The sequence below is a fragment of the Streptomyces sp. V3I8 genome, from assembly GCF_030817535.1.
Classification (GTDB): Bacteria; Actinomycetota; Actinomycetes; order Streptomycetales; family Streptomycetaceae; genus Streptomyces.
The window spans coordinates 366,688-379,253 of record NZ_JAUSZL010000002.1 but is presented as its reverse complement, the minus strand read 5'-3'; the positions used below and the strand labels follow the sequence as shown (position 1 = coordinate 379,253).

Genomic DNA, 12,566 nt, shown 5'->3' with positions numbered 1-12,566 from the left:
GCGGCGAGCGGCCGGGCCGGCTCCGGGTCCGTCGTCGGTGCGACGGCGGCCGCCGGGCCGCTGCCGGGCGAGGGAGGCCGTCGGCCGGTGCGTCATCCCGGCCGGGACACCTGGTAGTACCCGATGTGCCAGTCCTGCGCCGACCGCCGCAGCAGTACGCCGAGGTTGACGGTGAGAGTGGGGCGGTCGGTGAACGAGAAGTCGACGCTCAGATAGCCGAGCACGAGGTCGTCGGCGGGACGCCGGGTCTCGAGGATCCGGTACTCGGCCGTCAGTCCGATGGGCTGGGAGTCGTAGTACGCGGCGATGCCCGGCCTTCCGACACTGTGCGGGCGCAGCCCCTGGAAGATGGCATCCTCGGTGAACTGGGCGGCGGCGAGCTGCGGCCGGTGCGCGTCGACCGCCGCCTTCCACCGGTCGAGAACCCCGCGCAGGATCACTTCGCCGTCCGTCGCTTCACCGTCCGCCGTGTCGCTGTCTGTCGTGTCACCGTCTGTCGTGCTGTCCATCGGAGGTCTCCTGTCGTTGTCCGGCGGGTCAGTGGCCCGCGCTCATACCGCCGTCCACGTGCAGGATCTCGCCGGTCACGAACGGCGCGTTCTCCAGGTACATCACCGCATCGACGATGTCGCTCTCCTCGCCGAGACGGCCGACCGGGTGCAGGGCGGCGAGTGCCGCGTGCGTCTCCACGGGGTGCATGGGGGTCTTGATGGTGCCCGGTGAGACGGCGTTGGCACGGATGCCGCGTGTGGCGTACTCGATGGCGAGGGACTTGGTCGCGGACTGCAGGCCGCCCTTGGTCAGCGAGGCGAGCACGGAGGGCACGTCGGAGTTCGCGTTGTCGACCAGGCTGGTGGTGATGTTGACGAGGTGGCCGCCGCCCTGGACGAGCATGCGCTCGACGGCCAGTTGGGTGATGCGGAAGAAGCCGGCCAGGTTGACGCCGGTCACCGCGGCGTAGTCGTCCGCCGTGTACTGGGTGAAGGGCTTGGCGACGAAGAGGCCCGCGTTGTTGACCAGGGTGTCGATGCGCCCGAACTGCTCGATGCCGGCGGCGATGACGCGCTCGGCGGTGGCGGGGTCGGCGATGTCGCCCCGGACGGTCAGGACGCCCGCGTCGTCGGAGGGGGCGATCGTGCGCGAGGTGGCGACGACGGCGTGACCGAGCTTGCGGTAGGCCTCGACGAGACCGGCGCCGATGCCCTGCGAAGCACCGGTCACGACGGCGACCTTCTGGTGCTGGTGCTGGTGCTGAGAACTCATGGTGAACGACCTGCTTCCGGATGGGACGGGGTTTCCGTTTCCCGGCCGATCGACTACTAGCCGACCGGTCGAATATCTGGAATGTAGGTCCGTGGCGGAAGCGAGTCAAAGGATTGAAGGGCCCGGGCCGGGACCGGCTTCCTCCCTGTTGGTAGGCGTGGCCTCCCAGCGCAGGCCGGAGCCTTCTAGCGGTGCGGGTCGCCCGCCGGGAGCCAGGCGTCCGGGGCGTGGATGCCGAGATCGCCCACGCCGTCGCAGAGGGCGTCCACGAGGGCGAGGACCGCCGGACGGTCCTCGTCCTCGCGGCGGACCAGGGACCAGGTCCAGTGGATCTCCGGCGTGACGACCGGGCGTCGGACCAGGTCGGGCGGCAGCGGAGTGGTCTGCCCCTTGGGGGAGTTGACGACCGGCCGGCCGCCGCGGCGGACATGGTCGAAGAACGCGGGTCCGGTGATGCCTCCGTCGGCGATGCGCACCGCACGCGCCCCGGTGTCCCGGGCCAGCAGTTCGGCGTAGGCGTTCCAGGACGACCACGAGGTGGTGTCGCCGTCGAGGAGGACGTCCGTGTCCCGGGCGGCGACGTCGCTGGTGTCGTCACCCCTCGCCACGGCGTAGAGCCGGTCGGCGCCGATGAGACGGGCGTGCAGACCGCGCTGTCGCAGGTCCTCGTCGCGCACCCAGCACACGGCGAGGTCCAGGCTGCCGTCGGCGACCCGGGCGGCCTGGGTGTGCGAGGGCGCGATCCACGCGTCGATGTGCAGTTGGGCCACCGCGGCGGTGCGGGCGGTCAGGTCGGGCGGCAGCCAGTTGACGTAGCCGAGCCGTACCGGTTCCGATCCGGACAGCCGGCCGGCGCGGCGCCGGAGGTCGGCGGCGCGTTCCAGCAGGTCGCGGGTGTGCGGGAGCAGGGCCGAACCGGCCGGGGTGAGCAATACCGAGCGCCGGTCGCGGTCGAAGAGCCGTACGCCCAGGTCGCGTTCGAGTGCCTTGATCTGCTGGGACAGGGAGGGGCCCGCGATCAGCAGACGCTCGGCCGCCCGGCCGAAGTTCAGTTCCTCGGCGACCGCGACGAAGTACCGCAGTTGGCGCAGCTCCATGCCGGTCATGCTACGTCGGTGAGAGGCCACGCCTCCCAGCGGTGAACACGCGGGTAGTGGCGTGCCCCGTGGCTCGGGCGGACGACGGGGACACCCCCGACCACCGCGGTGTTCCGGTCCCCGCCGGGCACCCCACCGGGTGGAGCAGGACCGTGCGCGAGTTCCTGGTGGAGATCGCCACCACCGTTCCCGAGGGCGCCGGCCAGGACGAGGTCGACCGTCGGCACGCCGCCGAAGCGGTTCGCGTCCGGGAACTGGCCGCGTCCGGGAACTGGCCGCGCCCGGAAGCTGGCCGCGCCCGGGAACTGGCCAGTTCCCGGGAGTTGGCCGCGTCCAGCCACCTGACACGGTTGTGGCGCCCGGTCGGCGAGCTGCGCGGCATCGGTGTCCGGCGTGCCCGCGACGAGGGCGAGCCGCGCGGGAAGGCGCTCGGCACGCTGCCGCTGAGTCCCTGGATGACCTTCACTGTCACCCCGCTCCGGTCCCACCCCGACGGCCCGGGCCGATCCGACGACGCCGTGGCGTAGCCCCGGCTGCCCGGCCGAGCCAGGTCGTAGCGGTGGAAACGGCTTCGGTATCGGGCAGACTCGGTACCCGAAGAACCCGAGACCCGAAGAACCCGGGCCGCGGTCGGCCGACCGTTCGCGACTTCGGCTCCGGACCCCGGTCGAGGGCCCGGCATTGACAGACATGGAGCTCGTCATGACCACACCGCGCGACCTTTTGATCAGCACCATGGATGTCGAGTCCGACCGTCCCACCGGGCAGGGCGATCTGTCGCTGGCCCTCGCCGGAGCCGAGCTGATCGATCTCCGCAAGGCCGGAGCCCTCTCCCTGGACGGCGACCGCATCGTGCCCGCCGACCACTGGCAGGGAGACCTGGGGGACGGCCTGTTGGGCGAGGCGGCGTCGGCGCTCAACCGGCAGGAGCCGTACGAGTCCGTCGAGGACTGGCTGTGGCGCCGGGGCCGGGACCTGTCCGCCACCTACCTCGACGCTCTGCGGGCGGAGGGGCAGATCGCGTCGCCACGCCACCGGTGGAACCCCTTCGGCAGCGGCGTGACGGCACTGACCGACACCCCGGCCCGACGCCACGCGGCCGACCGCTGGACGTCGGGCGAGCCCGTCCTCGCGTTCCTGGCGGCCGCCGTGGGCCTCCACGACGAGCCGAAGGAGGACGTGGCGGGCCTCGTGGACGACGCGGTCGTGACCGTACTGGCCGCCGTCAACGACGCGGTGCGGGAACTGGAAGCCGTACGGCAACGGCGCAGCATCGAGAATGCGGCCTTCGACAACATCTGGCGCGGCCAGTGACGAAGGCGCGCCCCGACGGCGCACCCGCTCCCGCCCCTGCCCTCCGGTAGCGCAAGGAAGTTGGGCCACCGGAACCCGAGGCGGGACGAGGCGGGGCGGGGGCAGGTCGAGCCACCACCGACCGGTCGCCTATCCCTTGCCGGACCGTCGCCCGGTGGCGGTGGCGGTGGCGGTGGCGGTAGCCGCGGCTGTGGTTGCGGCGGTGGGCCGGCCGGAATCGTCCGTACCGCTCCCGCCGCGGTCGACCTGGGCCAGCGGCCGGGCGGCGGGACCCGGCCGCGTACCCGCCTCCCTCGGCCGGAGCGGGCCGTGACCGTCGGCGCAGGTGACCACCGTGCGGAGGGGTTCGCCGCAGTCCGAGTGGTACACGTCGAGCGGCGGTCCCGCCGGGTCGGCGGTGTAGTGGTCCCCCCACTCCTTGAGGGCCAGCATCACGGGCCACAGGTCCCAGCCCTTGCTCGTGAGCCGGTACTCGTTGCGGGTCCGTCGGCCCGACTCCTGGTAGGGGACGGTGTCCAGGATCCCGGCCCCGACCAGCTTGCGCAGCCGGTCCGCGAGCACCGCGTCGGAGAGTCCGATGTGCCGCCGGAAGTCGTCGAAGCGCCGTACTCCGTTCATGGCGTCCCGGAGCACCAGCAGGGACCACTTCTCGCCGACCACATCCAGCGTGCGCCGGACGGTGCAGTTCTCGGTACTGACCTCAAGCCACTCCATGCGACGAGCCTAGGCCCGCTCCGCCATTGACAGCCAGAAGCCGGAGTGTCTAACTTCGATAAACAAAGTCAGGCGGTCGGAGGAGCAGCCATGGACAGGTCGCGCACATTCACGTGGGAGGACCCGTCCGTCTCGGCGGGGGCGGTCGGCGGAGCCACCGGCCTGGACTTCCTGCGTGACATCATCGCCGGCCGCCTCCCCGGACCGCCCATCGCGAGCACCCTGGGCTTCGGCCTGGAGGAGGTCGAGTACGGGCGGGCCGTCTTCACCCTGGCTCCGGGCGAGGAGCACTACAACCCCATCGGCAGCGTGCACGGCGGTGTCTACGCCACGCTCCTCGACTCGGCCGCGGGCTGCGCCGTCCAGTCGGTGCTGCCGCAGGGCATGGCGTACACCTCGCTCGACCTGACCTTGAAGTTCCTGCGCCCGATCACGGTGGACACGGGCAAGGTGCGTGCCGTCGGCACCGTCCTGAACAGCGGCCGCCGCACGGCGCTCGCCCAGGCCGAGCTCCTCGACTCCACCGACCGCCTGCTCGCCCACGCCACCAGCAGCTGCCTGCTCTTCCCCGCCCCGGCGGGGAGCTGACCGGGATCGCCCGCGGGATCCCTTTCCCGAGCCGAGGAATCATGCCCGGCCTCAAGGGAACCCGGCATCTGTACGGCGTACGGCGCACGGCGCACGGCGCGGTGTACCGCGCACAGCGCGATGCCGCGGTGCGCAGCGTCACGAACGGCGCGATCGAGATGCGAGTGGGAGACGGCATGACGCAGAACAGCGAGGACCGGACGACGACGCGGCGCGTCTGCAAGGCATGCGGCAGCAGACCGGCCGAGGGGGCGACGGTGTGTGAGCACTGCAGGACCGTGCTGCACCTTCCGGACCGGTCCGGGCTGGTCGAGGACGAAGGCGCGGCGGTGCGACGGGATTTCGAGGGCCGCGACGCCTGATGAATGCCCTGTGAATCATCGGTCATCAGGGGTACACGGGTCGGCATGGCACCGAAAAAAGACCACACCACGTCCCTGCGGGCCGTACGGCAGCTGCACCGCATGCGCACCTTCTACACGGCGGCCGTGCTGCTGTGGGCGGCATCGGCCGCCTGGATCGGGTACGAGCATCCCGGGAGCCGGCAGATGTGGGTGTCCGCGCTCTTCCTGCTGGTCTTCGCCGGTCTCCTGACCGTGACGTCCCTGTGGCTGCGACGTCTGCAGAACGCGGGCGCGAACACACCGGCGCACCACGCCGCACCGCGCAGGACACCGGTCCGCCGCCATGTGAACGCGTGAACCCCGGCACCTACCGCCCCCGAACGCACCTGTCGTGTCCTCACGCGACGGGTGCGTTCTCGTATGACGCCGGCCCCGCAGCCGGTTCAGAAGGACCGCCGGCTCAGAAGGACCGGTAGATGCGCTCGGGGTCGGCGGCGGCGACTTCCGCGAACTCCGCGAAGTCCATGTTGGCGATCGCCAGGTTCGCGTGTATGTCGTGGACACCTATGGGGAGGGTACGGAACTCGCGGGGCGACGGCTGGTCGACGAGTTCCTGGTAGTGCTCCGGGTCGAGGTCTTCCTCCTCGAAGATGTCCAGAGCCAGCAGAGCGCGGTGGGCTGATCGCATCGTCACCCGGTCGGCGAGGAACACCACGGACAGGTTCTCGTCCCTTCGCACCTCGTCGAGGATCTCGTCGGGCATCGAGCCGGCCCAGGCGGGATCGTCGACGAGGTGGACGGACGACTCGAACTCGCCTTCGTCCCCCCATGGTCGGGCCAGGTCCGCCGTCACCGCCTGCCATGCGGTCTCGTTGTCGTAGTCGGTCCTGATGACCAAGGCGTCGAACTCGTCGCGACCGACGATCTCACGCAGCGCCTTCACGCGTTTCCTCCCACAATGCCCATTGCCATGCTCAGCTTCCGTGACCTTCTCATGGGCCACTGACAGTGGACATGTGAGCCCGGGACACGCAGTGCCTGCGGATCCATCGCGGTGATCAGGAGCCGCCGCGGTTCAGCCGGCCCGTCGTCGGTCGGCCGTGGTGCGGTGGGTCAAGGGCTCTCTCAGACCCAGGTGCTCGCGCAGGGTCGCTCCCGTGTACTCGGTGCGGTAGACGCCCCGTTCCTGGAGGGCGGGGACGAGCAGGTCGACGATGTCGTCCAGGCCGTCGGGGATCAGGTACGGCGTGACGTTGAAACCGTCGACGGCACCGTGCCGGACGTAGTGGGCGAACTTGTCGGCGAGACCGGCCGGCGTACCGACGTGACCGCGCTGCGGACCGAGCGCGATGACGGTCTCCCGCAGTGACCAGCCATGTGCCTCCGCCTTTCCACGCCACTCGGCGACCACCTCGCGCGGATCGTTGACCCGTCTGGAGCCGAAGGAGCCGTCGTTCTCCGCGACGACCGGCTCCTCCGCGGGCAGCGGCCCGTCGGCGTCACGGTCGGACAGGTCCAGGCCCCACAGGAGTCCGGCGATACCCAACGCGGTGGCCGGAGTGACCTGTTGGAGACGGATCCACCGCTTCTTCTCCAGCGCCTCCTCCTCGGTGGCGCCGATGATGATCTCCGTACCCGGCAGGATGCGCAGATCGTCGTCGGGTCGGCCGACGGCGCGCAGACGGCGCCGGAGGTCGTCGGCGAAGGCGAGTGCGTCGTCGAAGTCGTTGCCGTGCGCGGAGAAGACGACGTCGGCGTTGCGTGCGGCGAAGTCACGTCCCTCGCCGGAGTCCCCGGCCTGGAAGATCACCGGGTGGCCCTGGGCGCTCCTCGGCAGCGTGGGAGCGAGGTCCACGTCGAACTGCGCCCCCTGGTGCCGGACATGGCGTACGCCGCCGGGTGCCGCCCAGGCCGGAGCGCCGGGGGAGCCGGAGACCGCGCCGTCCTTCCAGCCGTCCCAGATGGCGCGGGCCACGGTGAGGAACTCCTCGGCACGCCGGTAGCGGTCGGCGTGGTCGAGGTACCCGCCACGGCGGAAGTTGGCACCGGTCCAGGCGTTGTCGGTGGTCACCACGTTCCAGCCGGCGCGGCCCCCGGAGAGCAGGTCGAGACCGGAGAGGCGGCGGGCGAGATCAGAGGGCTCGTTGAAGGTGGTGTTGGACGTGCTGACCAGGCCGATCCTGTCGGTGACGGCGGCCAGCGCGGCCAGCTGGGTGAGGGCGTCCGGGCGTCCGGCGATGTCCAGGTCGTGGATGCGGCCGTCGACCTCGCGCAGCCTCAGCCCCTCACCCAGGAAGAAGGCGTCGAACAGGCCGCGTTCGGCGGTCTGGGCGACACGCCGGTAGCCGGCGGGGTCGATCTGGCTGGCACTGGCCGGGTCCGACCAGATCGTCCAGTGGTTGACTCCCTGGAAGAAGACTCCGAAGTGGAGCTGTGCGTCGGGTCGGGGGACGTCGAAAGGATCGGTACGGGTCATCGGGTCTCCTCCGAGTCCGACGCAGAACCGGAACCGGAACCGGAACCGGAACGAGAACCGGAAGCTGATGCTGATGCCGGGACTTGGCCCTGGGCTCGGCCCTGGCCCTGGGCTTGGATTTGGACTTGGGCCGAGACCGAGAGCCCGGTCCCTGTCCCGACCCCGGTCCTGACATCGGTCCCAACCCCGGTCCCGGCATCGGCCGCGTACCGATTGGCCGGCCGTTCCAGACCCAGCCGACCCCGCAGAGTCGTGCCGGGCAGCGGGCGAACGGCGTGGCGCTGCTCGAAGAGATACGGCAGGACCAGCCGGGACAGAACCTCCAGGTCCTCGTCGACGACCAGCGGATGCAGCCGTACACCGTCCACGACACCCCTCAACCGCCCCAGCAGCGCAGCGAGTCCGGTGGCGGAGCCGACATGCCGCAGGCGTCCGCGGTCGGCCCAGGGCGCATGCCGTTCGAGATCCGCGACGCGCTCCCCGGCGCTGGCGTCCGAGGTGTCCAGGGCGACCTCGATCTCGGCGAACGTCCGCGCCGTCCCCGCGGCGGCCGCAGCCGTCGCGACTTCCGCGAGACCGCGGCCGGCGACGAGACCCACGTCGAGCAGGCCGGCCGGTACGAGGTCCGGGCTGCCGAGGACGACGAGCTGCCCCTGCGGCGGACGCGGCACGATCGCCGGTCCCTTCACCGTGAAGGTGTCACCCGTGAAGTCGACGTAGTGCAGCCGGTCCCGGTCCAGGTAGCGGCTGGTGGCCACCGAGCGGATGACCGCGTCGTCCTCCCAGGAGTCCCACAGGGCACGGACCACCTCGACGCCGTCGCGGGACTCACGGGCCCGGGCGGCGGCGCCGTCGACGAGCGGACGGTCCCAGGCGCGGGCCGCCGCGGGACGTGTCTCCTCGCTCACCACCCAGCCTGCCCGCCCGGTCGACACGTGGTCCAGGGACGCCAACTGGCTGGACACGTGGAAGGGTTCGGCATATGTCACCGGGACGACCGGCGCGACGCCGATGACGCTCGTCGACGCCGCGATGAACGCCGCACGCTCCACCGCGCCGATACGGCCCGCCACCCCGGACGGGTTGTCGGGTGAACCACCGGGCGGCAGCGCGCTGTCCTCCAGGGTGATCAGGGTGAATCCGGCGTTCTCCGCGGCGGCGGCGACGCGGGACACCCGGCGCGAAGTCAGCAGGTGGTCGGGGGAGTGGGCGGCACGGCGCCAGGCCGCGGGGTGAGCGCCTTCGCCGTCCAGTTCGACGGCGAGCCGCAGGGCGGGGCCGGACATGGTGTTCCTTCCGGGCACGAGGAGACCGCCGGCCGACGGGCCGACAGGGGTCAGAGGCGTGCGGAAGGACAGACGGCGGAGGCGGTGCGGCAGTAGTCCACATGCCGGCGGGTGATCAGCCGCGTCCCCGTGGGGGCACCGCGCAGGGCCGTACGACGTACGCGCATCACGGCCTCCACCTGTTCGGGACCGGTCGCTGCCAGTCGTCGCCACCGGTCGCGTCAACTTATGCCGTGGGCTCCAGAGGGTGTCAAGAACATCCGTCGTACGCGGGAGCGGCGGCGGTCCGCCTCGCCCGTGGGGGCAGTCGGTCCCAGGAAGTGGGACAGCTCTTGGTGAAGAGCCGTGGCTGCGGTAGAAATGGGCCCCATGAATCACGAACCGCTGGTGCGACGCCTGGTCATCGACCTGTGCCGCCGCCCTCAGCCGTTCGTCTTCCGGCGCACATGAGCAACGCTGTCGTGTCAGCCACCATGGATGTCCGTTCCCTCGACGCGGTGGGCCGTGCCCGTCCGTGCGGGAGGAAGGCGGGGCCGTGTGAAGGCGAGGGGTTGCTGCCTCGTTCGCCTCGTGGCCAGTCCGGCTCGGTGATCTGCCGGTCGGTATGCGTCAGGTGACTGCATCCGTGGCCGGGCGTGCCGTCAGTCCCGGTGGTCGGCTGTCGCCAGGGGGCCCTCGATGAGGTCGCGCAGTTGGGCGCGGGCGGTGACGCCGAGCTTGGGGAAGCTGCGGTAGAGGTGCGAGCCGACCGTGCGCGGCGAGAGGAAGAGCTTCTCGCCGATCTCTCGGTTGGTCAGTCCGCGGGCGGCGAGCCCGATGATCTGCTGCTGTTGCGGGGAGAGTTCGGCGAGCGCGTCGGGGGCGGCGTCGGTGACGTCGAGGCCGGCGGCGCGCGATTCGGCCCGGGCCCGCTCGATCCACGGGCGCGCGCCCAGGCGCCGGAAGGTCTCCAGGGCCTCGGTCAGCGGCACTCGCGCCTCCGCGATGCGCCGACGGCGCCGTAGCCACTCGGCGAGGTCCAGCAGGGTCTGGGCGCGTTCGAAGGGCCAGTGTTCCAGCACAGGGTCGCCCAGGGCCGCCCGGAAGTGCGGCTCGGCGTCCTCGGGGTCGGCCAGCAGGCCACGGGCACGGTTGATCAGTGCGCGCAGGCGGGGTGAGGCGTTGTCGGCGAGGGTGCGTGCGGCACGTTCGACGATCGCGTCGGCCTCCGCGTGCTGGTCGGCGCGCACCGCGGCGGCGGCCAGATCCGCGAGGGCCGGGTAGGCGGCGTGGTAGTGCACGGGGCCGCCATCTGCCGTGAAGACCGTGCGGAGTTGGCCGTACGCCGTCTCGTAGGCGCCCTCCGCGAGGGCCGCGGCGCCGAGTGCGCGACGGGCGAAGACGTACACCGAGCGGCTCTCCAGCGGATCGATCAGGGCAAGTGCCTCGTAGGCCCGGGCACGGGCTGCCGTCGGGTCCCCCTGGTAGGCCAGCACGGTGGCGTCCACCGCGGCCGCGCACGCCACCGCGTGGTCCAGGCCGGCCGTCGAACCGACCGCGCTGCTGCGGGCGCAGGCCTCCCGGGCCCGTCCCCACCTGCCTCGTTCCACATAGCTCCAGGCGGCCGCGCCGCCCAGGCCCTCCGGCAGCGCTCCGCGCAACCCCCAGCGGTCGAAGGCCTCGTCGAAGGCGCGGACGGCCTGCGGGGTCTCGTCCAGCAGCCAGGCCATGACCGCGTAGGCGGTGAGCCGGTCGGGGCGGCGTCGCGCCTCGGCGGCGACCTGTGGGAGCAGGGCGAGGAGTTCGGCCCGGTCGCCGAAGGGGTCGGACACGGCCCGCACCCAGGTGCGCAGCCATGTGTGTGAGGCGTCCTCGTGCAGGCCGCGCAGGGCGGCCTCGATGCGGTACTGCTGGGCGTCCTGTCCGCAGTAGTAGCGGACCACGGCGGCGCCGGCCAGGACGTCCAGCGCGGTGGACGGCCGGGCCGGCGCCAACTCCTCGGCCACGTCCGCCAGCTGGGGGAAGACCACGCTGTGGCGCACGGTCAGTACCGCCAGCCGTCCGACCTGGGCTGCGACTTCGGCGAGGAGGGACGCGTCGTCGGTGCGCGCTCGTACCGCGGTCGCCAGTTCCTCGACCCAGGCGAGATCACCGGTGAGCGCGGCCTCCGCGGCGGCTTCGACGAGCAGCCGGGCGGTGTCCTCGGGTCGCGGCGCGAGGTCGGCGGCGCGTTGCAGGGCCTGGGCCGCGGCCGCGTGGCCGCCACGGCGACGGGCCCGGTCGGCGGTCCGCTCCAGCTCCGCCGACACGTCCCCGTCCGGGCGCGTGGCCGCGGCGGCGAGGTGCCAGGCACGCCGGTCGGGCTCGTCCCGCAGCAGCTCGGCGAGCATCAGGTGGGCCTCGCGCCGGGCGTCGAGGGACGCGGCGTGGTACACGGCGGAGCGGACGAGAGGATGGCCGAACCGCAGGTCGCGGCCGGTGCGCCGGATCAGCCCGGCCCGCTCGGCAGGCGGCCATGCCTCGTTCTCGGCGTTCGGCACTGCGGTGGGGACGGCGATCGCGGAGTCGACGGTGTCCATGGCTGCCAGGAGCAGCAGGGCCCGCGTGGTGGAGGCCGGCAGGTCGTCCAGGCGGGCGGCGAAGATCCGCTCCAGGTGGGCGGTGAGCGGGAGCGGACCCGCGGACGGCGACCTCGCGGCCGGCCCGGGTGCGGCGGCCGCCCTCGCCAGTTCGGTCAGCGCGAGGGGGTTGCCCTCGGCCTGGTCGAGGATCTGCGTCCTGGTCCGGCCGGTGGGGCTGTGGGGCTGCAGGTCCAGCAGCCGCCCGGCCCCGGCGTCGTCGAGCGGTCCCAGGGCGAGCGTCGGCACGTGTCGGTCGAAGCCCGGCAGGTGATCGCCGACGCGGGCTGCGACCAGCATCGTGACCGGTTCGCCTGCCAGGCGTCTGGCGGCGAAGGAGAGGACGTCCACGGACGCGCGGTCGATCCACTGCGCGTCGTCGAGCACCACGAGCACGGGCCCGCGTTCCCCCAGGGCCGAGAGCACGCTCAGGACGGCGACACCGATCATCAGCATGAGGTCGCCGTCCGCCGGGACCGGCCCCGCGCCGAAGGCGCCGTGCAGCGCCGCACGCTGCCGCTCCGGCAGATCGTCCACGTCGGCCGACACCGGCCGCAGCAACTGGTGCAGGGCGGAGAACGCCAGGCTCGACTCCGACTCGCTGCCCTCGGCACGCAGGACACGGGTGCCGCCCGCTTCGCCCCGCCGCACCACGCGGTCGAGCAGCGCGCTCTTTCCCATGCCCACGTCGCCGAGAAGCAGCAGAACCGGGTCGGCCGTCGCCGAATCCACGGCACGGAAAAGGCGTGCCAGTTCCGCGTCCCGGCCGACGATCGGCTCTCTCTCGTGCGCTTCCATGAGGTCAGGCTACAAGCGGCGGGACGCGGCGTGCGGCGGGTGCGCGTAGGTGCAGTCACGTGACGGATACCGCCGTATCGGGGCTGCTC

General features: G+C 72.1%; 12 protein-coding genes and 1 pseudogene. 5 read left to right on the top strand and 8 right to left on the bottom strand.

Annotated elements, in window-relative coordinates; translation table 11 throughout:
- Window positions 1–92: 92 nt before the first annotated feature.
- The 3 genes from QFZ75_RS01880 to QFZ75_RS01870 form a co-directional block, all read right to left on the bottom strand.
- Complete coding sequence (locus QFZ75_RS01880) at window positions 93–509, bottom strand: hypothetical protein (RefSeq protein ID WP_307533478.1); 417 nt, start codon at window positions 507–509, stop codon at window positions 93–95.
- A gap of 28 nt (window positions 510–537) precedes the next feature.
- A complete protein-coding gene (locus QFZ75_RS01875) occupies window positions 538–1,263 on the bottom strand; it encodes an SDR family NAD(P)-dependent oxidoreductase (protein ID WP_307533477.1) in 726 nt (241 codons plus the stop codon).
- Window positions 1,264–1,448: 185 nt separating this feature from the next.
- Window positions 1,449–2,369, bottom strand: a complete 921-nt coding sequence (locus tag QFZ75_RS01870; RefSeq protein ID WP_307533476.1) for a LysR family transcriptional regulator — start codon at window positions 2,367–2,369, stop codon at window positions 1,449–1,451.
- A 143-nt stretch (window positions 2,370–2,512) separates the two neighbouring features.
- On the opposite strand from QFZ75_RS01870, the gene QFZ75_RS01865 reads away from it, so the two are divergent.
- Both QFZ75_RS01865 and QFZ75_RS01860 read left to right on the top strand, forming a co-directional pair.
- Entirely contained in the window at window positions 2,513–2,887 is a 375-nt protein-coding gene (locus QFZ75_RS01865; protein ID WP_307544176.1) for a muconolactone Delta-isomerase family protein, read from the top strand.
- A 175-nt stretch (window positions 2,888–3,062) separates the two neighbouring features.
- Entirely contained in the window at window positions 3,063–3,674 is a 612-nt protein-coding gene (locus QFZ75_RS01860; protein ID WP_307533475.1) for a GPP34 family phosphoprotein, read from the top strand.
- A gap of 258 nt (window positions 3,675–3,932) precedes the next feature.
- On the opposite strand, the pseudogene QFZ75_RS01855 reads toward QFZ75_RS01860, so the two are convergent.
- Window positions 3,933–4,388 (bottom strand): annotated as a pseudogene (locus QFZ75_RS01855) (winged helix-turn-helix transcriptional regulator); the annotation flags it as partial.
- Between the two features lie 90 nt (window positions 4,389–4,478).
- On the opposite strand from QFZ75_RS01855, the gene QFZ75_RS01850 reads away from it, so the two are divergent.
- The 3 genes from QFZ75_RS01850 to QFZ75_RS01840 are packed head-to-tail and all read left to right on the top strand — an operon-like array spanning window position 4,479 to window position 5,677.
- Window positions 4,479–4,976, top strand: coding sequence for a PaaI family thioesterase (locus QFZ75_RS01850; protein ID WP_307533474.1), 498 nt, complete (start codon window positions 4,479–4,481; stop codon window positions 4,974–4,976).
- Window positions 4,977–5,017: 41 nt separating this feature from the next.
- A complete protein-coding gene (locus tag QFZ75_RS01845) occupies window positions 5,018–5,338 on the top strand; it encodes a hypothetical protein (RefSeq protein WP_307533473.1) in 321 nt (106 codons plus the stop codon).
- A 45-nt stretch (window positions 5,339–5,383) separates the two neighbouring features.
- Window positions 5,384–5,677, top strand: a complete 294-nt coding sequence (locus QFZ75_RS01840; protein ID WP_307533472.1) for a hypothetical protein — start codon at window positions 5,384–5,386, stop codon at window positions 5,675–5,677.
- Between the two features lie 103 nt (window positions 5,678–5,780).
- Here the strand turns inward: QFZ75_RS01840 and QFZ75_RS01835 are convergent, their stop codons facing one another.
- The 4 genes from QFZ75_RS01835 to QFZ75_RS01820 all read right to left on the bottom strand — a co-directional run bounded on the left by QFZ75_RS01835 (window position 5,781) and on the right by QFZ75_RS01820 (window position 12,477).
- Window positions 5,781–6,263: a hypothetical protein gene (locus QFZ75_RS01835; protein WP_307533471.1), complete on the bottom strand. Its 483-nt coding sequence runs from the start codon at window positions 6,261–6,263 to the stop codon at window positions 5,781–5,783.
- A gap of 132 nt (window positions 6,264–6,395) precedes the next feature.
- Complete coding sequence (locus QFZ75_RS01830; RefSeq protein ID WP_307533470.1) at window positions 6,396–7,796, bottom strand: NtaA/DmoA family FMN-dependent monooxygenase; 1,401 nt, start codon at window positions 7,794–7,796, stop codon at window positions 6,396–6,398.
- Window positions 7,793–9,082, bottom strand: coding sequence for an LLM class flavin-dependent oxidoreductase (locus QFZ75_RS01825; protein WP_307533469.1), 1,290 nt, complete (start codon window positions 9,080–9,082; stop codon window positions 7,793–7,795). Before QFZ75_RS01825 ends, QFZ75_RS01830 begins: the two co-directional genes overlap by 4 nt.
- 641 nt (window positions 9,083–9,723) lie before the next feature.
- A complete protein-coding gene (locus QFZ75_RS01820; RefSeq protein ID WP_307533468.1) occupies window positions 9,724–12,477 on the bottom strand; it encodes a LuxR family transcriptional regulator in 2,754 nt (917 codons plus the stop codon).
- Window positions 12,478–12,566: the final 89 nt, after the last annotated feature.